17 protein-coding genes and 1 pseudogene are annotated in these 21,622 nt (G+C 62.6%); 13 read left to right on the plus strand and 5 right to left on the minus strand.

The window, feature by feature from the left end; translation table 11 throughout:
* Nucleotides 1–3: 3 nt before the first annotated feature.
* The 7 genes from VSR68_RS24375 (at nucleotide 4) to VSR68_RS24405 (ending at nucleotide 6,324) form a co-directional block, all read left to right on the plus strand.
* Nucleotides 4–357 (plus strand): hypothetical protein, encoded by a 354-nt coding sequence (locus VSR68_RS24375; RefSeq protein ID WP_342942290.1) that lies wholly within the window; start codon nucleotides 4–6, stop codon nucleotides 355–357.
* Between the two features lie 61 nt (nucleotides 358–418).
* Nucleotides 419–2,185 (plus strand): type IV secretory system conjugative DNA transfer family protein, encoded by a 1,767-nt coding sequence (locus VSR68_RS24380; RefSeq protein ID WP_342942291.1) that lies wholly within the window; start codon nucleotides 419–421, stop codon nucleotides 2,183–2,185.
* The gene (locus VSR68_RS24385; RefSeq protein WP_342942292.1) at nucleotides 2,182–4,053 is read left to right on the plus strand and encodes an LPD7 domain-containing protein; all 1,872 of its coding nucleotides are present in this window, start codon (nucleotides 2,182–2,184) and stop codon (nucleotides 4,051–4,053) included. The genes VSR68_RS24380 and VSR68_RS24385 overlap by 4 nt, the downstream gene beginning before the upstream one ends.
* Nucleotides 4,022–4,837, plus strand: coding sequence for a StbB family protein (stbB, locus tag VSR68_RS24390; RefSeq protein ID WP_342942293.1), 816 nt, complete (start codon nucleotides 4,022–4,024; stop codon nucleotides 4,835–4,837). Before VSR68_RS24385 ends, stbB begins: the two co-directional genes overlap by 32 nt.
* A 1-nt stretch (nucleotide 4,838) precedes the next feature.
* Nucleotides 4,839–5,288: a hypothetical protein gene (locus VSR68_RS24395; RefSeq protein WP_342942294.1), complete on the plus strand. Its 450-nt coding sequence runs from the start codon at nucleotides 4,839–4,841 to the stop codon at nucleotides 5,286–5,288.
* A 10-nt stretch (nucleotides 5,289–5,298) separates the two neighbouring features.
* On the plus strand, nucleotides 5,299–5,631 hold the full coding sequence (locus VSR68_RS24400; RefSeq protein WP_342942295.1) for a TrbM/KikA/MpfK family conjugal transfer protein: 333 nt from the start codon (nucleotides 5,299–5,301) through the stop codon (nucleotides 5,629–5,631).
* 309 nt (nucleotides 5,632–5,940) lie between these two features.
* Complete coding sequence (locus tag VSR68_RS24405) at nucleotides 5,941–6,324, plus strand: DUF1016 N-terminal domain-containing protein (protein WP_428983576.1); 384 nt, start codon at nucleotides 5,941–5,943, stop codon at nucleotides 6,322–6,324.
* 93 nt (nucleotides 6,325–6,417) lie between these two features.
* Here VSR68_RS24405 and VSR68_RS24410 read toward each other — a convergent pair.
* From VSR68_RS24410 to VSR68_RS24425, 4 genes and pseudogenes are all read right to left on the minus strand, one after another.
* Nucleotides 6,418–7,118: pseudogene (locus tag VSR68_RS24410) on the minus strand (transposase); the annotation flags it as partial.
* A gap of 79 nt (nucleotides 7,119–7,197) precedes the next feature.
* Nucleotides 7,198–8,409: a cyclopropane-fatty-acyl-phospholipid synthase family protein gene (locus VSR68_RS24415; RefSeq protein WP_342942296.1), complete on the minus strand. Its 1,212-nt coding sequence runs from the start codon at nucleotides 8,407–8,409 to the stop codon at nucleotides 7,198–7,200.
* 63 nt (nucleotides 8,410–8,472) lie between these two features.
* A complete protein-coding gene (locus VSR68_RS24420) occupies nucleotides 8,473–10,206 on the minus strand; it encodes an NADPH-dependent assimilatory sulfite reductase hemoprotein subunit (RefSeq protein ID WP_342942297.1) in 1,734 nt (577 codons plus the stop codon).
* 8 nt (nucleotides 10,207–10,214) lie between these two features.
* Entirely contained in the window at nucleotides 10,215–12,059 is a 1,845-nt protein-coding gene (locus VSR68_RS24425) for an assimilatory sulfite reductase (NADPH) flavoprotein subunit (protein WP_342942298.1), read from the minus strand.
* 357 nt (nucleotides 12,060–12,416) lie between these two features.
* Between VSR68_RS24425 and VSR68_RS24430 the strand changes: the two genes are divergently transcribed.
* Both VSR68_RS24430 and VSR68_RS24435 read left to right on the plus strand, forming a co-directional pair.
* Nucleotides 12,417–13,658: a cystathionine gamma-synthase family protein gene (locus tag VSR68_RS24430; protein WP_342942299.1), complete on the plus strand. Its 1,242-nt coding sequence runs from the start codon at nucleotides 12,417–12,419 to the stop codon at nucleotides 13,656–13,658.
* Between the two features lie 387 nt (nucleotides 13,659–14,045).
* Nucleotides 14,046–14,345: a hypothetical protein gene (locus VSR68_RS24435; protein ID WP_342942300.1), complete on the plus strand. Its 300-nt coding sequence runs from the start codon at nucleotides 14,046–14,048 to the stop codon at nucleotides 14,343–14,345.
* Here VSR68_RS24435 and VSR68_RS24440 read toward each other — a convergent pair.
* Nucleotides 14,320–14,718: a hypothetical protein gene (locus tag VSR68_RS24440; RefSeq protein WP_342942423.1), complete on the minus strand. Its 399-nt coding sequence runs from the start codon at nucleotides 14,716–14,718 to the stop codon at nucleotides 14,320–14,322. The two genes, VSR68_RS24435 and VSR68_RS24440, sit on opposite strands and share 26 nt — an antisense overlap.
* A gap of 309 nt (nucleotides 14,719–15,027) precedes the next feature.
* Between VSR68_RS24440 and VSR68_RS24445 the strand changes: the two genes are divergently transcribed.
* From VSR68_RS24445 to VSR68_RS24460, 4 genes are all read left to right on the plus strand, one after another.
* Entirely contained in the window at nucleotides 15,028–16,689 is a 1,662-nt protein-coding gene (locus VSR68_RS24445; RefSeq protein WP_342942301.1) for a Na/Pi cotransporter family protein, read from the plus strand.
* A 521-nt stretch (nucleotides 16,690–17,210) separates the two neighbouring features.
* Nucleotides 17,211–18,902 carry a 5-guanidino-2-oxopentanoate decarboxylase gene (locus VSR68_RS24450; RefSeq protein WP_342942302.1) on the plus strand — a complete coding sequence of 564 codons (1,692 nt, stop codon included), beginning with the start codon at nucleotides 17,211–17,213 and terminating at the stop codon, nucleotides 18,900–18,902.
* Nucleotides 18,899–20,404: an aldehyde dehydrogenase family protein gene (locus VSR68_RS24455; protein WP_342942303.1), complete on the plus strand. Its 1,506-nt coding sequence runs from the start codon at nucleotides 18,899–18,901 to the stop codon at nucleotides 20,402–20,404. Before VSR68_RS24450 ends, VSR68_RS24455 begins: the two co-directional genes overlap by 4 nt.
* A 115-nt stretch (nucleotides 20,405–20,519) precedes the next feature.
* Entirely contained in the window at nucleotides 20,520–21,617 is a 1,098-nt protein-coding gene (locus VSR68_RS24460; RefSeq protein WP_342942304.1) for an ABC transporter substrate-binding protein, read from the plus strand.
* The last annotated feature ends 5 nt before the right edge of the window (nucleotides 21,618–21,622 follow it).

A 21,622-nucleotide genomic window follows, 5' to 3' on the forward strand; every position in this document is an offset into this window, starting at 1 on the left:
GTCATGCCGAAATATCTCCGCATCCTGATCCCATGCCTCGTGGTGCTGGTACTCGTCGCCGGGGCCACGGCCCTCGGCCAGTATCTCGGCGGCCTGCTGTTCGCCCGCATGCAGAAGCTGCCGCAGGACACCGTGGGTGTGTTCACGCTGTTCGACTACTGGCAGGCGTATGGCGATGTGCCGGCAGTCAAGCGCGCACTGTCGGTCTGCACGCTCCTGTCGGCCGTCATTGGCGGGATGCCCGCCGTAGTAATCACGATGGCGCTGCTGAAAGCTCGCGGACGCATCGCGCAGTTCGGCAACGCGCGCTTCGCCACACGCCGCGACATCGTGAAAGCGGGCCTGCTGGAAAAGTGAACGTGATGAACACCGTGGCCGTCAGTCTGACCGGCCTTCAGTTCGCACTTCGAGAGAACACATGTCACACATGTATCCACCGTTCATTGTCGGCAAGTACAAGGGCGAATACCTGAAGTACCGCGGCCAGGATTTTCTGATGCTGGCGGCCGGCACACGCTCGGGCAAGGGCGTCTCGATGGTGGTCCCGAATCTTCTCACCTATCCCGATTCAGTCGTCGTCGAGGACATCAAGGAAGAGAACTACCTGTACACGTCCGGCTACCGTCGCAGATGCGGTCAGGAAACCTACCTCTGGTCGCCGTTTTCGGAAAATGGCCGCTCGCACGCCTACAACCCGCTCGAATTCATCCAGCGCAGGTCGCCTTACACGCGGGTCGGCGACGTGCTGACGGTTGGGGAGCACCTGTATCCGTCGAGCGTGGACGCGAGGCTGAAATACTGGAACGACAACGCGCGCAATCTCTTTACTGGCATTGTGCTGTACCTGCTCGAGACGCCGTCCCTGCCGTGCACATTTGGTGAGGTATTGCGCCAGGCCTCGGGCAAGGGGAGGGCCGTGCGCGAGCACATCTCTTCCATCGTCAGCACGCGCTCGCATGCGACGGACGCGCTGCCACCGCTGAGCTTTGAATGTCTGGATGCACTTAACCGGTTTCTGTCGCAATCGAAGGAAGCGTTCGCCAATATCGTGTCCACGATGACGGCGCCGCTCAATGTGTTCAGCAACCCGATCGTCGACGCGGCGACGAGCCGCTCGGACTTCGACCTGGGGGACGTACGCAGGAAGCCCATGTCGATCTATGTGGGCATCAAGCCGGGCGACCTGAAGGCGGGTGCGCTGCTCATCAACCTGTTCTTCTCGCAGCTGATCGACTTGAATACCCGCGAGCAGCCCGCGGAGAATCCGGAGCTGAAATACCAGTGCGCGCTGATGATGGACGAGTTTGCCGCACCGGGCAAGATCGACATCATCGACACGGCCAATGCATTCATTGCGGGCTTCAACCTGCGGCTGATGCTGATCTTTCACGGCATGTCGCAGCTTGAAGATCCGAAGCTGTATGGCAGGCATGGTGCGGAAACGCTCGCCATCAACTGCAAAATGCGCAGCCTCTTTGCGCCGCGCACGCTCAAGGATTCGGAGGAGTACTCGAAGCTGCTGGGGACCTTTACTCACCTGTCGCGCTCGCGCAGCCGAAGCCGCGGCCGCAGTGCCTCAACCAGCACGAACGAGACCGAACACAGCCGGGCGTTGATGCTGCCGCAGGAACTGCGGGCACTGCCCGGCCGCCAACAGATCATCACGATGGACGGGTGCGAGCCGATCCTGTGCGAGAAGGCGTACTTCTACGAAGACCCGGAACTGGTCGACCGGCTGGTCCAGCAAAGCCCCTACCTGCAAGGCGTGATGGCGAAGCTCGAGAAGACCAATCGCCGACGCGCGTGCTTCGGCTTCGGACCGAAGCTGCCCGATGAAGAGCAGATGAAGCACGCCGCGTTCGTCGCACGTGAATTGAGTGCCCCCGTGCCGCAGATCGATGTCGAGCGGTGGTGGCAGGCACAGAACGCCGCCCGCCGCGCACAGGGTACGGCGGCGCCCCCGGCTACTCCGGTGACAAACATCGTGCGTGACGTCCGCGAACACGAGATCGGCGTGCTGGGTGCCGCCCACTTCGCCAACCGGTCCCGCATTCGCGCATCGCTCTTCGAGCTGATGCCCTATCTGCGGGAAGTGCTATCCGAGCCATCGTCCGATACATCATCCGACAGATCAGGCGAGGGTAACCCTGCTTCTCCATCCATCCCTGAAGGAGCTGCATCATGAACGAGATTGAATTCACGAACGGTCTGCCCGATTACCGCGAGATCGAGGCCGCCAATGCTGATGACGCCTCGTCGATCCGGGCCCGCGCGACACCGCCGGCGAACGAGGCGAGCGCGTCGAATGCGCGCGCGGTGCCGCGCAATCCGGAGACGGGCCTGGATGAAGCGACGCAGGCGAGGATGAAGAAGATCCGCGAAACCAGCCGCAAGAAGTACGAGGGTGGCCTCAGACCGGATACATCCGCTGACGAGGGCGTTCAGCCGGCGGCCGGCCTCGGCAAGCCGATCGGCAGCACGGGGAACAGTAACAACAGCAATATGAGCGGGAACGCGATCCGGCCGAAGCCGATCTTTGAGAAGAGTGGCTACGACATACCGAAGTCGGTCAGCGACCGGTATGTGGCGTTTGAAGGGAAATACCTCGATCGCAAAAGCGAGGCGGTGCATTTCGAGGACAAGGGGCGCTCGCTGGCCACGGCCAGTGAAGATCGCGATGTGATCGCGCACATGGTCGCGGTCGCACAGGCGAAGCACTGGGGCGAGTTGCAGCTGAAGGGGAGCGAGGAATTCCGCCGGCAGGCGTGGATTGCCGCCGAACTTGCGGACATGCCCACGCGCGGATTCAAACCCGATGCACAGGATCGCGCGATGCTGCAGGCCGCGCGCGAGGCCATGCGTATTGCTACCGGCGAGCGATCGGCGACTCTGGATCCCGCTCGCACGAACACGGTGGAAGCCACGCCTGTGAACGGGCCAAAGCAGCATCAGCCGGACCAGCCTGGTCAGCCCGGCGATAGCCGCAAGGCGGTAACCGTTGAGGCACCAGGCGAGGATACGTCAGGTCCCGGCGGGGCATCGCCAGGCGGGGGCAGACGACGGAGAAGTCCGCGCCCTTCGAAACCCGGGCCGGCAGGGAGCCAGCCGTCGGCATCCTCTGAAGCGAAGACTGCACCGGAAGGTCCGGACCAGGCGCAGCTACCTCTGGACACCGGTAGTATGCCGTCGCAACAGACATCAACACGGACACCGTCACGGACAGCGCCACGGACGGCATCGGGCGAAGCGGCGCGCAAAAAAGCTGGCCCCGGCACGCAGAAGCCCCCGACCGTTACGGCGGGCGTACTGGTGGAACACGGCGCGGCACGCTTTCATCACGATCCGAAGGAGAACGCGAGCTACTACGCGACCGTGCGCACGGAGTCGGGCGACCGCACGGTGTGGGGGCTCGACCTCGAGCGCGCGATTGGCGAGAGCGGCCTGCAGCCTGGTCAACGCATTGAGCTCGAACGGGGCGGCAGCAAGGTCGTGACCGTCACGCAGCGGCAGTTCGATGAAAGCGGCAAGGAACTGGCGCCCAAAGAGGTGGAAAGCCGTCGCAACGAATGGCGCGTCTCGTCACCTGACGTGCCGGGAATGCCGACCCGCGAGCAGCGGGCGGAAATCGAAGCCATGCGTCGCGAGGTCGATGAGCGCCGGCGCATTAAGGAGGCGCGTGAGCGGTTCCTGAACGACGAGTGGCAATACACGAAGGCGCAGCAGGCTACGCTTGATGCCGCGCGCGAACGGATCAAGGAACAGGCCGCGCGCGAGGTGCTGGAAGACGAAATCAGGGGGCTGCCCGACGAGCAGCAGGAGCAGCTGCGGGGGGAGTTCGAAAGCGCCGTGGCCGAGGCGCGTGCGGATAACCGGCCACTCAATGTCCCGATGCCGCAGGTGAGCGAGGCGACGATCCAAGCCATGCGCGAACAGATCGTGCGGGAGCGAGCCGGTCAGAGCGTGCGGCAGCAACAGAACGACGCGGACCACGGACAGCAGCAACCCACGCACGAGGCAGGTCATGACGCGCCGACACTCGAAATCGATCCGTAACCCGACAACCGGACTGGCCCGCGGCCACGCGGATGCCGCAGCCGTCATCGCCAACCATCCACCGGAGGGACAAGCCATGAAAATCGTCGTACTGAGCCACTCGGGCAATGTCGGCAAGACGACCGTCTCTGATCATCTGCTGGCGCCACGCCTGGAAGGCGCCGAGGTCATTTCTGTCGAGTCGATCAACGCGGACGGCAAGGAGGCGGCCGCGCTACGCGGCAACCAGTTTGCCGAGTTGCAGGACCGGCTCTTGACGATCGGCAACGCCGTCGTGGATGTCGGCGCCTCGAATGTCGAGGATTTCCTGATGCTGATGCAACGCTATGACGGCTCGCATCATGACTTCGACCGGTTTGTTGTGCCAACCGTCTATGGTTCGAAGCAGCAGGTCGACACCATTTCGACGCTCCAGTCCCTGCAGGCGATTGGGGTACCGTCCAGCAAGATCCGGGTTGTGTTCAACATGGTTGACCCGAAACAGGATCTCGTGCGCTCCTTTGCGAGGCTGTTTGACGCCGTCGGCCGTAACGGCTGGTTTGCTCTTGACACCAGCGCGGTGATTCACGAGAACCCCATTTTCGAAAAGATCAAGGGCACAGGCAAGACGATTGCCGACATCTCGCTCGACCAGACGGACTACCTGGCCATGAATGCGGAGGCAATCGAGTCCGGCGCGCCCGAGGAGCAGCGCGCCCATATCCGGCAGATGGTTGCACTCAAACGGCTCGCGGGTCGGGTGACGTCGGAGCTCGACGCGGTTTTCAAGGCCGTGGTGCACTGAGATGGGCGCCAAGGACGACGCGATCCGTGAGGAACTGATCGGCGCGGTGCTGGGCGAGCTGTCACTCCTGCGCCGCGACGTGAAGCAACTGTCGCAACAGCTCGAGGCGAGCGGCAAGCAATTCAGGGACGACGGCGAGCTAACGCTGCTGCGATTCGCTGCACGCTACGAGCAGTTTCTCGGGGAGTTTTCTGAATCAACGGTTGACGTGCTCGCCAAGGCAGCCAGTTTCGACGAGGCCCGCGACCAGCTGCTCGGCGAGATATCGCTACGGCATTACGACGAAGCCAACGGCCGCGGCCGCGAGCTGCTTCGTGATGTGCTGCGTGAGGAGCGAGGGCGCGTGGGTGCCATCAGTCGCAGGGAGCTCGCCGTCTGGTCCGTGTGCACTGCGATCGGCGCGGCGCTGCTCTCGGGCGCGATCGCGGCACTTCATCTCTTTGGCACATAGGGAGCATGAAATGGAACGACAGGTGAGGGCGCTCGTGCTGGTCTGCACGGTTATGATCCCGGGCATGGTGGCCACTTCGCCGACGCGCGCGAATGACGATAACGAGAATGCGTGTGGTGCGGTGCTCTGTCTTGCCGGACTGATACAGGGCGGCAATGGCGGGCGTGAGTGCAGCCAGTATGAGGCGAAGTACTTTTCCATCATGCGTTACCACCACGGCCACTTCGATCTGAGTGGCACGTCCAACGCACGGGGCGAATTCCTGAATCAATGTCGCTCGGTCGACAGTGGTCAGAAAAGCGCAGTCAACTCGAAGTATGGCAGTGTCGAGAACGGGCCTTGAGACGATCCTGCTTTTCCGATGACCAGTGCGTTCGCACCAACTGGATCGTAGATTTGGGAGGTGCCGGCCGGCATCTCGCACGTCACGTTGATACAATGATGAGCCCGCGAATCCGGCGTCGGCCCGGTGCCGGCCGTCAAGGCCGAACAGCGGCGCGGCACGTTGGGGTTCATTGAGAAGCGTCGGTGACCATTGACAAGATCCGGCAAGACGTAACCCCACAAGCTTGTGCTCGCGGTGAAATCGTCGCGCCTCGTTGGCGAAGGGCCGAAATAGACGTGCAGACGCGCAAGCAGCATAAGGGCAGGCATGACTGATCTCACATCCCACAACATCGAATATGGCACGTTTCATGGCGACATCGTCGCCCTGTTGGATGCCGCTCGCCGCGCAGCCGCACGCAGCGTCGACGCGCTGATGACGGGCACCTACTGGGAAAGTGGTCGACGCATCGTCGAGTTTGATCAAGGCGGTGCTGGACGGGCAGGCTATGGGCAAGCTCTGCTCAAACGCTTGTCGGCAGACCTGTCGGTACGATTCGGGCGAGGTTTTGGCACCGATAATCTGGAGCAGATGCGCCTGTTCTATCTGGCATACCCGCCCGACCGGATTTCCGAGACACTGTCTCGGAAATTGCCAGCGAAGCCCGTGTCTGAAAAATCCCAGACGCCGTCTCGGAAATTGAGCCTTTAGCAGATGGCCTCGGTTTTTCCGCTCTCCTGGTCGCACTACGTCCATCTGGTGCGCTGCAGCCGTTCGGTGGAAGAGCGTGAATTCTACGAAGGCTACGGCGCGGTCTTCAACTGTAGCGGGGAGTTCGCTGATCGAGACGGTATCGCGAATTCGGCCGTGATCGCCAGTCTTCTGGGTGTAATGGCGCGAACGACGCATCGCGGCGCGCGTGCGTCGCAAATGCTCGAGCAACTCCTTTTTGAGCGCACCACGAGCCTGAATGAAGAGGCTGCGATAGATGGTCTCATGCGACACGTGGTAGTCCTCGTTGCCCGGATGGGCTCGCTTTAGCCACCCTGCAATCTGCTGCGGTGACCACTGCAACTGAAGCCTGGCCGCGACGACGTTCGCCAACATTGGGTATTCAACCAGTTTACAAGCTTTGAGACGCTTCGCCCGATCCCAGGCTAGCTGGTCGGCATGGCTTGCCCTGTACCCATTCGGCCCGCCGTTGCGCTTGATCTCACGGCAGATGGTGGAGGGAGCTCGCGCAAGTCGTGTTGCAATCGATTGGATCGAATCCCCTGCCACGAGGGCGCGCGATATCTCTTCGCGCTCAGCGAGCGTCAACGCCAGTCGGGAGCGACGCCTTTGTGGCGGCCGGATCCCGCCAGTCTCGGCCAGAATTCTCTGCACCGACGAATGGTTCCGATCGAAAAGCTGGCGATCTTCTGCAGAGATTCACCTTTCTGCCAACGATCCCACATCAGTGCCTTCTGGGTCTCGCTGTAATAGATCCGGCGTCGCCGCTGCATATGCAACACTCGTACTGCTTGCGCAGTCGCTAGTGTGTTGCATCGACCGGTTGAATCCGCATTGCTTTGCCGGACATGCTCAGTTCGGTGCGTAAATGTAGCGGCGCGACCACGGAAGCTTGCTGGCTCGGGTACCCGCCTTGCGGGCGACGATCTGGTAAATGGCGACGTCGTCGTTTTCGAATGCGTAGGCACAGCCAGCGAGATAGATTCGCCAGATGCGGAACGTCTTCTCGTCGACCAGTTCGCGCAGCTTCGCCGCGTTCGCCTCGTAGTTGGCGCTCCATAGCCGCAACGTTTGCGCGTAGTGCCGGCGAAGATTTTCCACGTCGAAGGCTTCGAGCCCGCCTTCCTGCATTGCATTCAGCGCGAGACTCAGATGAGGCAACTCGCCATCGGGGAACACGTATTTGTCGATAAACACGCCGCCGCCGTATGCCGTCTCGCCGCTTTCGTGGTCCGTCGACGTAATGCCGTGGTTCATCACGACACCATCTTCGGCAAGAAGGTCCTGCACGTGCTTGAAGTACTCGGGAAGGTTCCGGCAGCCCACATGCTCGAACATGCCGACGCTGGTGATCCGATCGAAGCGTCCGGTTACGTCGCGGTAATCCTGCAAGCGGATCTCGACGCGGTCCGACAGACCGGCCGCGTTGACCAGTTCAGTCGCCCACTCGAACTGGTTTTTGGACAGCGTAATGCCGACACACCGCGCGCCGTACTTGCGCGCGGCGCGAATGACGAGCGCGCCCCAGCCGCAACCGATGTCGAGCAACGTTTGACCAGGCCGAAGCTGGATCTTCGCGAGGATATGGTCGATCTTCTTTTGCTGGGCCGTCGCCAGATCCTCGTTGCCATTCTCGAAGTACGCGCACGAATAGACCATGCGGCGGTCCAGCCACAACCGGTAAAAGTCGTTTGAGACATCGTAGTGATACTGGATCGCGCGCTCGTCGGATGCCTTCGAATGGCTGAAATAGCGTGCGGCGCGATGCAGCTTTCCGTGAACATCCGGCGACGTCATCGCGAGCGCATAGCCGAAATTCACGATGTCATTCAGGTTGCCTTCGATGTCGATTTTTCCCTGCACGTAGGCTTCTCCCAGACTGTCGAGCCGATGCGACAGCAGCAACGGCATGGCGGCCGCCGATTTCGCGTGCAGCGTGACGGCCGGCTGCCGGAAGGTGCCAAGGTCATGCGACTGGCCGTTCCACAGTGAAACGCGTGCGGGAAGATTGGTCCGCTCGCGCACATCGGCCGCCCACGAGGCCAGCTTTCTTTCCCAAAACATCAACTTCTCCTTCATGGACCACACGAACCCGTATCGCGGATGCAGTCAGCGCAACGCGCCGGATCAACGGTTGAAATCCCGTCCTGTACGGACGGCATCGACGTAGCCCGCGCGGATGACGAAGTCTCCGAAGTGCTCGTGCTCGCGACGCTCGCGCGCGAAGTGACCGAGCGTCGTATCGAGTGCTTCGAGAATCGCCTCTTCGCCGACGTTCTCGAGATATAGGCGATTGAGTCTCTCGCCGTGAAAGCCGCCGCCGAGATAGAGGTTGTATTTTCCCGGTGCGCGTCCCGATAGCCCGATCTCGGCGATGTAAGGCCGGGAACAGCCGTTCGGGCAACCGCTCATGCGCATCGTGATCGGCACGTCCGTGAGCCGGTGCCGTTCGAGCAAAGCTTCGATCTTCGTGACGAGAGAGGGCAGGTAGCGCTCGCTTTCGGCCATCGCCAGACCGCACGTCGGCAGTGCGACGCAGGCCATCGAGTTCACTCTCAGCGCGCTGCCATAAGCGCGAGCGAGCAGACCATATTCTTCGGCGAGCCGCTCGATCTGCTGGCGGTTCGCGTCGGGTATCTGCGAAATCACGATGTTCTGATTGGGCGTCAGCCGGAACGTGCCGTCGTGCACTCGCGCGATCGCGCGCAAGCCGTCGAGCAGCGCATGGCCCGAACGATTGCTCAGGCGGCCGTTCTCGACGAAGAGCGTGAGGTGATGCGTGCCGTCTTCGCCCGTGTGCCAGCCAGGCGAGTCGCCGTTCGATGTGAACACATACGGGCGCGCGGCGTCGAGTGCGAAGCCGAGCCGGCGTTCGATTTCTGTTTTGATCCAGTCGAGACCGCGATCGTCGATCGTGTACTTGAAGCGTGCATGCGCGCGATCCAGACGGTCGCCATAATCGCGCTGAACCCCCATCACGGCTTCGCAGGCGGCAAGCACCTTATCGGGCGTGACGAAGCCGATCACATCGGCGAGCCGCGGATAAGTCGCTGCCGATTGATCGCTGCGGCCCATGCCGCCGCCTATAGCGACGTTGAATCCCTTCAGTTCGCCGTCCTCGGCGATGGCGATGAATCCCAGGTCCTGTGAGTAGACATCGATGTCGTTGACGGGTGGAACCGCGAAGCCGATCTTGAACTTGCGCGGCATGTACGTCTTGCCGTAGAACGGCTCTTCGGGCTGCGCAGCTTGCCCGCGCGCCTCGCCGTACCAGATCTCGCGATAGGCGGGCATGCGTGGAATCGCCTGATCGCTGGCGCGGTGCGCGAGGTCGTACACGGCGGCATGCAACGACGACAGATGCGGATTGACCGAGCACATCACGCCGCGTGCGTCGTCGCCGCAGGCGGAGATCGTATCGAGCTGCACTTCGCGCAAGCCCTCGATGACGGAGCGCAGATCATGCTTGAGCACCCAGTGGAACTGGACCGTCTGCCGCGTCGTCAGCCGCAATGTTTCGCCGCCGCTCGCGCGCGCAAGCTCGTCGAGTTTGAGCCACTGCGTGGGCGTGCAGACGCCGCCTGGCATCCGCACGCGGATCATGAACTGAAACGCCGCCTCCAGCTTCTGCCGCCGACGCTCGTCGCGCAGATCGCGATCGTCCTGCTGATAGATGCCATGAAATTTCAGCAGCTTCGTGTCGGTTTCGGAGACAGCGCCCGTCAGGGGATCGGCGAGTCCCTCGCGAATCGTGCCGCGCAACTGATCACTCGCGGCTTTCAGGCGCTCGTCGGCGCTCAACCGTTCGACGGGCTGTGACAGGTCGCGGCTGCGATCAGGGTCAGTAGGTGTATTGCTCATCGTGGTACTCAGTAGACGTCGCGCTGGTAGCGCCCGTCGCGTTGCAACTGTTGCAGGTACGCTTGCGCGCACTCGGTATCGAGTCCACCCTCGCTGCCGACGATGTCGAGCAGCGCGTGATGGACATCGGGAGCGAGGCGGCTTGCATCGCCGCAGACATACAGATGCGCGCCTTCCTCGAGCCACGCGAAGACATCGCGGGCATGGGCCTGCATACGATGCTGGACGTAGACTTTCGCTGTGCCGTTCGCGCGACCGTCGCGCGAGAACGCAACGTCCATGCGCGTCAGTGCCTTGTCTTTCAGCAGCCGTTGCCACTCCGTCTGATAGAGAAAATCGGTGCGGAAGTTGCGCTCCCCGAAGAAGAGCCACGATCGTCCGTTCGCACCGCGTACCTCGCGCTCCTGCATGAAGGCGCGGAACGGAGCAACGCCTGTGCCCGCACCGATCATGATGATCGGCATGTCGTCGTCGGGCAGTCTGAAGTTCGAGTTACGGTGTACATACACGGGCAATTCGGTATCGAGCTCGACGCGATCGGACAGTTGACCCGATGCCACGCCCGCCCGCCGTTCTCCGTGCAGCTCATAACGCAAGGCCGATACGGTCAGATGCACTTCGTCGGGCGCGGCGGCCAGGCTCGATGCAATCGAATAGAGGCGCGGTTGCAAAGGCCTCAGTGCAGCGAGGAAGTGCCCGGCATCGATACCGCTGACGGGGAATTGCCGCATCACGTCGATGATGTGGTGGCCGCGCATGTAGGCGGCCCGCTCGCCGGCATGTTCGTCGCTTGTCAGGCGTTCGAGCGCGTGCGCACCGGAAAGCCGTGCCCAATGCTCGAGAAAGCGCGGCGTCAGCGCGGTGACTTCGAAGCTCGCGCCGAGCGCATCGCCGAGCGAGATGTCTTTGCCTTTCACATTGACGATCTGCGACCCGTCGAGATCGAGCGCGCGCAGAACGGCATCGACCACGGAAGGGTCGTTCGTCGGCACGACGCCCAACGCGTCGCCCGGTTCGAAGCTGAGCCCCGAATCTTCGAGCGACAACTCGATATGCCGCGTTTCTTTCGACGATCCGCGCCCTGTCAGCGCGATGTTCTCGATGACGCGCGCGTAAAACGGGCTGTGCCTGTCGATGGCCGCTCGTTGCGGCGACGAAGCGGGAGAGGGCGCACGCTGCGCTGTGCTTCGCACATGGCCGCTCGCGGACAAACTCTTTTCGAGGATCGCGAGGGCTTCTTCGATCCACGCATGCGCCGGTTGCTCGTAGTCGACGTCGCAGTCGACTCTCGGCGTAAGACGCTCGGCGCCGAGTTCTTCGAAACGGCGGTCGATGCGCTTGCCGGCCTCGCAGTAGCGTTCATAGGTCGAGTCGCCCAGCGCAAGCACTGCAAATCGAAGGCCGGACAGCTTCGGTGCCTTGCGTCCTTCGATGAACTCGAAAAAGCCCGCTGCCGGCTGCGGCGGATCACCTTCGCCATATGTGCTCGCGACGACGAGAAGATCCTGCTCATCCTTCAGTTCGCGCACTTTGTAGCTGGCCATGTCATGCAGCGATACGACGAGGCCGCGTTGCGCCGCGCGCTCGGCGAGCGTGCGGGCGAGCGCCGCGCTGTTGCCGGTTTCGCTGCCGTAGAGTACGGTCAGCCGACGTGCGGCCGTACCGCCCGTGTCGCCGACAGCAGCAGGCAGTTGGGATGCTGCTGCTTGTGATTCTGCGCTAGCGTTTTCGAACCCTGCTAAAAATCCGCTGACCCACGTGAGCTGCCTGGAATCCAGCGAGTGGGTGAGGGCCTTGATGTGTTCCCATTGGGCGTCGGTCAGCCCCGGGCCCCGAAATTCCGCAACAGTCATCTCTCGTGTCGGCTCCCGATGTGCACGCCGCGCAGGCCCGTGCCAGTACGAATTCACGCGCGTCTGCACAGTGCAGCATGCGTCGTTCCATGGCCATTTTCCGGCAGCCGTTCTCAGCATGCAAATTCATTGTCATTGCAAATGAATGCAAAAAAGTTGATATGAAAGGACGGCTTTCAGGAGGTCTCGTCAGGCTATCGGCGTATGCGGCCCGCTGGAGTGTCTGGGCGTCAGGCGCATGAAAGGGCTCGCGGGAGGTGTAGCCGGTGGTGCAGCAAGCGGCGCTGAAGATTTCGCGGACCACGAGTTACCGGAGATAATGGGCCAGAAACAATCGACTTAAGAAGGGGAGTAGGGATGGACAAGCAGGGCTTCACCACAGGCATCGTTCACGGCGACAGGATCGCGGGCACTGAGCACGGCGGCGTGCATCAACCGATTCATACGTCCGTGCAATACGGTTTCGAGCGCGTCGAGGATCTGATCGGCGTATTCCAGGGCACGAAGAAGGGCGGCTTCAATTACGCGCGGCAGGGCACCCCCACGACGGCCGCGCTCGAACGCAAGATCACGAGCCTCGAAGAAGGTGTCGGCACGGTCTGCTTCAGTACCGGCATGGCCGCAATCACGGCTACGTTCCTTACGCTGCTGCGCGCAGGCGATCATCTGGTATCGAGCCGATACGTGTTCGGCAATACCAACAGCCTGTTCGGCACATTGAGGATGCTCGGCATCGAAGTCTCGACTGTCGATGCATGCGATGTCGAGAATGTGAAGAACGCAATCGGGCCGAATACACGCATGGTGTTCGTCGAAACCATCGCCAATCCGGGCACGCAGATTCCAGACCTGCAGGGCATCGGCGACGTGTGCCGCGAACGTGGCATCGCGTATGTCGTCGACAACACGATCACCTCCCCGGCCTTGTTCAAGCCGAAGGCGGTCGGTGCGAGCCTCGTCATCAACTCCCTGACGAAGACGATCGCGGGCCATGGCACTGCGCTCGGCGGAGCGGTGACAGATACGGGCCTGTTCGACTGGAGCGCGTATCCGAACATCGCCGATGACTATCGGCGTTCGGCTGCAAAGGAGCAGGGGCTTTTGCAGATCCGCAAGAAGGGGTTGCGCGACATGGGCGCGTCGTTGTCGTCCGAGCAGGCGCACTCCATCGCGATGGGCGCGGAAACGCTCGCCTTGCGCGTGAAGCAAAGCAGCGACAACGCGCTCGCACTGGCGCAGTTTCTGGAAGGACACGAAGCCATCGGCAAGGTGTTCTATCCTGGCCTGAAGAGCCATCCACAATACGAGATCGCGCAAGCGCTATTCAAGGGCGCGTCATGGCTGTTGTCGTTCGAACTGCTTCACGCGGAGCGCATGATTGAAGTCGTCAACGCGCTCAAACTGCCAATCAAAGCGACGGGTCTCGCCGACACGCGCACGCTAATTATTCCCGTTGCGCCGACAATCTTTTTCGAAGCGGGCCCGGAAACGCGCAAGGCGATGGGCATTTCCGACGGCATGTTGCGTCTGTCGGCGGGCATCGAGGATATCGACGACCTTATCGCGGATTTCTCGCAAGCGCTCAAGCTGGCGGTGTAACGCGTTGTGGGACAGGTTTCGGCCTGTTTCGTTGAAAAACTCTGTGTGGCGGCGGACGACGATGACTCGTGCGTCAGAGTGAGGCGGCCGACAATGCGCGGTAAAAAAGCCGAAAAAAGTGTCCGCCCAGGCAGAAGCCGCAAGAGGGCTGCTTGTGCCGCTGAGCGTTCCACGGCGGTTTCAGGCCCGCGGAATTGTTTTTCGAACACAAGGAACATGCAAGGTGGAACAGTCGATTCTATTCGCTTCACTACTTGCAGCAAACCTTCCGTTGTTTCGAACCCGACACCCGCGTTCATCGCCCGGCAGGTTTGCTCTGGATGTGCAAGGATAGTCGTGCAACTCGCACGTGTCTGTACACGCTAGACAACGCAACCGGGAGGGTAGATGGGAGAAAGCGCCAAGACGCTATTTGTCGCTTCCGAGGACATTGCAGCAGCGTTAAACCTGCTGGAGAGCATTGAGGTTGAGGTCGGGTTCGACAGCAATGACCCTGATAGCATCGAGCAGGCAATTCTCGCAGTCGAGGAGGCGATCAATACTCGCCTGAGCGGCCATCGCGGCGATGCACGTATCGAATCAGCCATTCTTCGCGTCAAGTTGGACTTTCGGTGCGCGATCCTCGATCAAGCCTCGTCCGATGAGGATGACGATGAGACCATCAGCAGCTTCCATACCCTGCATTGATGATTTCTGGCCTAGACCACTCGATCGCCGGTTGGCATCGGGTGAGCCACGTCATGTAGCGCCGAACTGGAATCCGTGGCTGTGACGATGAATATCTCGAACCTCTTGCGCTGCACGTGCTGATGGTGGCGATCGTCCACACGGTTTCGGACAGCAGCGCGCTGATGGGCGCGCTGATGGGCGCGACGACAGACGACAGCAGCAGGATCGCAATCGTGATCGTGCCGGAGAAGTTGCTCGCAATCGGGTGCATGAATTTCGGGTGCATGAATTCGCCGCGCACGGCCGCGGGGTGCCTGATCCACTTGACGAGGCAACCGACGTCGAGCGCGACGAAGACGAGGACGGCGATCGTGCCGATCGTGGCCGAAATGTACGGGCTCGCGCCGAACTCGTGCCGTCACGTATGACGGATTGATCGGATCTCGCGGTGACGGCCGGCCATCGGCGCGAGGCCGTCACGGCGGTCGAGCCGGTCAAGACTGGCAGGCCGCCAAAATCGAAGTGAGCCACGCGTGGCCTGATATTTGCGCGATATAGCGGCAACAACCGGGGCTTGCGAGAGGAAGTCGCGCTCCGGGTTCAGCCGGTAACGGTTCAGGCTCTGATGCGAACATGCAGGCGAGGCGCGACACGCCCCTACGAAGAGTCAAATGACCCGTCATTCGGCACGGAGGGCGCTATGACGTTGACGTTCACGCTGATTGATCTGGCTGGGTCCGTTGCGCTGCTGCTGTGGGGTACCCACATGGTGCAGACGGGCATTCAGCGCGCATTCGGCGCCAGCCTTCGCTCACTGCTCGGTCGTGCTCTGCGCGGGCGACTGAGCGCGTTCATGGCCGGGATGGGTGTCACTGCCGTATTGCAGAGCAGTACGGCGACGGGACTCATGACGGCCGGCTTCGCTGCTGGCGGCCTCGTCGAGTTGATTCCCGCGCTCGCCGTCATGCTCGGCGCGAACGTCGGCACGACCCTGATCGTGCAGGTGCTGTCGTTCGATGTTGCAGCGGCCTCGCCGGCGCTGATACTCGTCGGCGTGCTGATGTTCCGGAAGGCGTCGAATACACGGGCACACGATCTGGGTCGCGCGGTCATCGGGCTGGGCCTGATGCTGCTCGCGCTGCACCAGTTGCTCAGGCTGATGACAGACTACGAGGACGCGCCCAATCTGCGCATGCTCCTGGGTGCCGCATCCACTGTGCCGCTGGTCGACGTGCTGCTGGCGGCAGGTCTGACGTGGGCGGCGCATTCGAGCGTGGCGATCGTTCTGCTCATCATGTCGCTGTGTGCGCAGAACGTGGTGCCGCCCGAGGCCGCATTCGCACTGGTGCTGGGCGCAAATCTCGGCACGGCAGTCAATCCGCTAATCGAAGGGACGACCGCAAGCGATCCGGCGTCGAAGCGGTTGCCGGTGGGCAATTTGCTCTCCCGGGCCGTGGGCGTCGTGATGGTGCTCGCCGTGCTCGGGCCGCTTGGCCAACTCATGGTCGCGATGGAACCGGACAATGCCCGGGTGGTGGCCGATTTTCATACGCTCTTCAACCTGGTGCTCGCCTGCCTGTTCTTGCCGGCGCTATCTCCATACGCGCGACTGCTGGCCCGGCTGCTGCCCCGGCGCGTCGACCCAACCGACCCGTCGCGGCCGCTGTATCTGGACCCGGCCGCACGGCAGATGCCGATGGTGGCGCTGGGCAATGCGGCACGTGAGGCACTGCGTCTGGCCGATGTGCTCGGCGACATGCTGGCGGGTGCCCGCGCCGCGCTGGTGGACGGCGACCGGAAACTGATCGTGGAGACCCGCCGGCGCGATGACATCCTGGATCACCTGAATACCGCGATCAAGACGTACCTGACGTCGCTCGATCCCGAAGAGCTTTCTGAGAACGACCATCGGCGGCTGCACGAGATCCTGACCTTCGTCATCAACATCGAGCAGGCTGGCGACGTGGTGGATCGGAACCTGCTCCCGCACGCTACCAAGCGCGTGAAGCGCGGACTCGCGTTTTCAAAGGAAGGGGAAGCGGAACTGCTGGCCATGCTGGACCGCCTGATGGCCAATCTCCGTACGGCCGCTTCGCTGTTCATGACGGAGGACCCAGGCACGGCACGCATGCTGGCTGACGAAAAGGTGGCCTTCAGGGAAGCGGAATCCACTGTGACGGCTTCGCACTTCGAACGGCTGCGCTCCGGTCGCATCGACACCGCCCAGACCAGCGCATTGCACCTTGATCTGCTGCGTGACCTGAAGCTCATCAATTCACATATCGTGGCTGCCGCCGCGTACCCGGTCCTTGAACGGACGGGAGCCCTGTTGCCCAGCCGGATCGCCGCGAACGAAATGTAGTCCGAAAGAAGCGCGCTCACACGCTGTATGGGATGGCCCGACAGCCCCAGGAGTGAACAAGCCGACGTGAGGGCATGACGGGCGCAGGATGGGCTCGCGACGGCACTCTGATCGCGCCTTCGATCGCGGCGCGAGGCTGCCGCTCGTTCTGCATGATCGGCTATCGGCTGATCGCGGAAGATGCGTCGACAGCGCGCGCGGAGAAAGGTCCGGCGCCGCCGCTTACGCCCCACACATCCGCGCCGCTGCCCTGCACACCCGTTGATCCAGCTTCGTCGAATCGCACTGCGCCAGCGGCCTGCGCGTTTTCGGCTGCCCGAACTCCGCAGTCAGTATTCGGATGAAGTTTTGCGCTGTCTTCCCGTCACGTGGACATCATGAGGGTTTTCCTGTGGTCATGCGCGACGGTCATGCGCGCCATGAAAACTTATCGATTGTTCGGAGTCGCACGAGCCCCAACAATAATCTGGACCACGCACCGTATCCGTTTGGGACGGTACCAACCAGGAACGTGACAGGCGATGAACTTTCCCGAAACTATTGCCCACTTCGATGAAGCGGGAACAAGGCTGCCCGCGCGGCCCGCGACGGATCTGACATGTGGCGAAGCGCTCGTCGCTTTGCTGGAGGGATACGGTGTCCAGTACGTGTTCGGTATCCCTGGCGTACATACGGTCGAACTCTATCGGAGACTCGGTGCTTCGACGATCCGGCACATTACGCCGCGCCACGAACAGGGCGCAGGCTTCATGGCGAACGGATATGCACGTGTGACCGGCAAGCCGGGCGTGTGTTTCGTCATCACCGGGCCTGGCATGACCAACATGGCGACCGCGATCGCGCAGGCTTATGCGGACTCCATTCCGATGCTCGTCATCTCAAGTGTGAACGCGCGACGCCAACTGGGCACAGGGGACGGACGTCTGCACGAATTGCCATCGCAGCAGAATGTGTTCAGCGGGTTTACCGCGTTCTCGCACACGCTGCTCGATGCCGCGGAACTGCCGCAGGTTCTGGCCCGCGCATTCGCGGTTTTCGCGAGTGCCCGACCGCGACCGGTGCACATCGAGATTCCGCTCGACGTGATCGTGGCGCCAGCGCGTGGCATGAATCTCACGCCCACCGCGCCGCCCGCGAAGCCCGCTGCCTGCCCCAATGCCCTGGCTGCGGCTGCGGATCTGCTCGCCGAAGCGCGACGGCCACTGATCCTTGCGGGCGGCGGAGCGTCGGATGCACCCGTCGAACTGCGCGAACTCGCCGAACGCCTGCATGCACCCGTCGCACTGACCATCAATGCCAAAGGCCTTCTGCCCGCTGGTCATCCGCTCCTCATCGGCTCAACACAGTCGTTGGCGCCAACGCGGGCAATGGTTCGCGAAGCGGATGTCGTGCTCGCGGTAGGGACCGAGCTGGGGGAAACCGATTACGACGTGATGTTCGACGGCGGCTTCGCGATCGAGGGCCTGCTGATCCGCATCGATATCGATGGTCAGCAGCTGATGCGCAACCTGCGCCCGGATGTGGCCATCGCGGGCGATGCGCGGCACGCGCTTGGCAGGCTCTCGACGCGACTCCATGAATGCGCCGCACACGCGCCGCAGTCCGACTGGGGCGCTCCGCGTGTTGCGGCCGTGCGTGAGGCCCTGATGGCAGGCTACGACCGGCCGACGCGCTCACAGATGCATCTGATTGACACGATCGTCGGCACGCTGCCGGATGCGATCATTGCAGGCGACTCGACGAGTCCCGTCTATGCGGGCAACTTCGCATACGACGCTCCGGCTCCGCGTTCCTGGTTCAATTCGTCGACCGGTTATGGCACGCTTGGCTACGGTCTGCCCGCTGCAATCGGCGCGAAGCTCGCGGCGCCCGAGCGCCCCGTCGTATGTCTGATCGGCGACGGCGGCCTGCAGTTCACCTTGCCTGAGCTTGCGAGCTCCGTCGAAGCCCGGGTTCCCGCGATCGTGCTGCTGTGGAACAACTTCGGCTACGGTGAGATCCGCAAGTACATGGCCGCACGCGGCATTGTTCCTGTCGGCGTCGACATTCACACACCGGACTTCATGGCGCTGGCGCGCGGTTTCGGATGCGCAGCCTGCCGGGCCGACACTCCGGATGCCCTTGCGGCGCAACTGCGTCATGCCGTGCGGCGGGACATCCCGACGGTGATCGAGATCGATGAAGCTGACTGGTTCGCACGGGTGCCTGCATGAAACCCGAAAACCTCCTCCCGTCAGGCATCCCGTTGCGCACCGAACTGTACGTCGATGGCTGCTGGCGCGCAGCAGAAGCGGGACGCCGTCTGTGCGTCGTCAACCCGTCGACGGCGCAGAAGATTGCTGAGGTAGCGGCGGCCGATGCCGCTGACGTCGACTGTGCGGTGCAAGCCGCGGCCCAGGCCCTGCGCAGCTGGAAGAATACGACGGGGGCCGCGCGTGCCGCTCGTCTCCGTGCTATCGCGCGTGGTGTCGAGGCGCGCCGCGCACATCTGGCGGCGCTCCAGTCGCTCAATAACGGCAAGCCGCTGGCCGAAGCGCAGACCGATGTGGGCGATGTCGTTGCCACCTTCGATTACTACGCGGATCTGGCGGACAGCATGGATCAGACGGGCGCATCCAGCGTGGCGATACCGAGCAGCGACTATGACGCGCAGATCAGCCGCGAGCCGGCCGGCGTCGTTGCGCTGATCGTGCCATGGAATTTCCCGATGGTCACCACGGCCTGGAAGCTCGCGCCCGCGCTCGCGGCCGGGTGCACCGTCGTGCTCAAGCCCTCGGAAATAACGCCGCTGCCCGAACTCGAGCTCGCCGCCATCCTGGAGCAAGCAGGTGTGCCGCGCGGTGTGGTGAACGTTCTGACGGGCACGGGCGCAGAGGTCGGCGCACCGCTCGTTGCACATCCACTCGTCGCGAAGGTGTCGTTCACGGGTAGTACCGCGGTGGGCGCGCAGGTGATGAAGACGGCGGCGGACACCATCAAGGGCGTGGGGCTCGAACTGGGCGGCAAGTCGGCCATTATCGTGTTCGCGGACGCGGACCTCGAACTGGCCGCCGATCTGGTCGCGGCCGGCGGATTCTTCAACGCAGGCCAGATGTGTTCTGCCACGTCGCGGGTACTGGTCGAGCGGCCCGTCGCCGACGAGCTTGTCGCACGTCTGGCGCAGCGCGTCACGCAGACCGTGGTGGGCGATCCGTTCGCGGCGGGAGTGCAGATGGGGCCGCTCGCCAACCGCGCCCAGTATGAGCGCGTGCAGCGGTTCATCGCACAGGGCAAGGCCGCCGGCGCACGTCTGGTGATCGAGGGCTCTGCGCCGGCCGGGCCAGGATACTTCGTGAAGCCGACGTTGTTTGTCGATGTCCTGTCCGACAGCGTGTTGTGGCGCGAAGAGATCTTCGGTCCGGTACTTTGCGTGCGCAGTTTCGATACGGAGGACGAGGCAGTCCGGGTCGCCAACGACACTGAGTTCGGCCTCGTTGCAACGGTCGTCACGGAGGACGCGGCGCGCGGCAGCAGAGTCGCCCGCGAACTGGAAGCGGGCGTCGTGTGGATCAATGCACCGCAGCTGATCTTTCCGCAGACCTCGTGGGGTGGCTACAAACGCAGCAGCATCGGCCGTGAACTCGGTCCGTTCGGCCTCGCCGCCTTCCAGGAAATCAAGCAGATCCTGATGCCAAAGGGGCATACACCCGCGGCGCAGCGCATCGGCTGCCCATGAGTTCACGTCATGACGCGCATGCAGAGATTTCGTTTGTTGCGCGTTTTTGACGAACCTACAGTTGATTCACCCACCACGCCGACACGCGGCCACGCGACTGAAACTGGAGACGACCATGCAAGACATCAAACGGGGCAGAAGGCAGGCTATCAAGACCATTGGCGCGGCGCTGGCGGCATCGGCACTGCCCATGCCATTCATCAGTACTGCCAGGGCACAGGAGAAGAACTTCGCGGGCAAGACGCTGCGGCTTCTGACGTGGTCCGACGATACGGGCGCGGCGGCGTTGCGCAACATCGCCAACACGTTTAGCCAGAAGACGGGTGCACAGGTCGTCGCTGACCGCGCGGACGGCACCTCCGGCATGGTTGCGAAGGTGAAGGCTGCCGGCGAGCGGCCCACGTACGATGTGATCACGCTAGCGGGTGTCGGAGCGTCGGGTCTCGCAGACGCGGGCCTGCTGATGAAACCGGATCTGGACAAGCTTCCCAACCTGAAGGACGTCGCCCCGCAGTACCGCACGGGCGCCAATGGCTTTGGCGTCGGCTATCTGCTCTGGTCGGACGGCCTGATCTACAACACATCGACCGTGAAGACGGCGCCCGCAAGCTATGAGGCGCTGTGGGACCCGAAGTACGCTGGCCGGCTTTTCCTGCCGCCGCCGGAATGGGCCGAGGCTGTCGATCTCGCGATCATCGCGGCGAAGATGGCAAGTGACTCGCAGCAGAACATCGAGCCGGGATTCGCGCGGCTCGCGCAATTGAAGGAGCGCGTGCTGACGCTCGGAGAAAACCCGAACCAGGTCGCCGACCTGTTCCGTACGGGTTCGCTCGACATCGGCGGCATCTATGCCCCGGCATTCTTCCCCGACCAGATCCGCAAACCGGAATACCGGATGGGCGTGACCTACGGAATGAAAGAGGGCTTCGCGACGCAGTTGATGTTCACCGTGATTCCAAAAGCACATCCCGGCGATCTCGATCTGATTCATGCGTTCATCAACCATTCGCTCGATGCGGGCGTCCAGGGGCGCATGGCCGCAGACGTGCTCAACGGTCCCGTCAACGGGAAGGCCGTCATCCCGGCTCAGAGCCGGGCGTTCGTGCCGTCGCCGCAGCAGATCGCCGAGAAGGCAATATTGCATGACGACAAGACGCTGGCCACCGTGCAGCCCGCATGGATCAAGCGCTACACCGCGCTCTTTGCGGCGTGATGGAC

Source organism: Paraburkholderia phymatum, assembly GCF_038900715.1.
GTDB lineage: Bacteria > Pseudomonadota > Gammaproteobacteria > Burkholderiales > Burkholderiaceae > Paraburkholderia > Paraburkholderia phymatum_A.